The 384-nt window shown below is 71.9% G+C and carries 1 protein-coding gene; it reads right to left on the reverse strand.

The window, feature by feature from the left end:
- Nucleotides 1-384: NAD(P)-binding protein (locus D7Y13_RS44885; protein ID WP_158626286.1), on the reverse strand; the 384-nt coding region annotated here is incomplete at both ends.

Raw genomic sequence — 384 nt, forward strand, 5'->3', positions numbered from 1 at the left:
TCGTAGAGCCGCGTGCCGATGGCGTTCACCACGACGTCGCGGCTGGTGCGCACGTCGGCCACCGGCTCGGCCTGGGCGGCGAGGAAGGCGGCCGCGTCCTCGTCCGTGCGCAGCGACAGGCCGTAGAGGCCGTTCAGCGTCGTGCGGTTGATCGGCATGGGCAGGCGCTGGCCCGCGACCTGGGCGAGCACCCGGTGCTCGTAGGGGCGCCATTCGGTGAAGCGGGAAAGGTAGCTGACCACCTGGTCGCTGTTGGTGTGGAAGATGTGCGGCCCGTAGCGGTGGATCAGCAGGCCCGCCGCGTCGTGATGGTCGTAGGCGTTGCCGGCGACGTGGCTGCGCTTGTCGACCACGAGGACGCGCGCGCCCGAGCCGGCGGCGAGG

Origin of the sequence: Corallococcus praedator, from assembly GCF_003612125.1 — a bacterium.
Taxonomy (GTDB): domain Bacteria; phylum Myxococcota; class Myxococcia; order Myxococcales; family Myxococcaceae; genus Corallococcus; species Corallococcus praedator.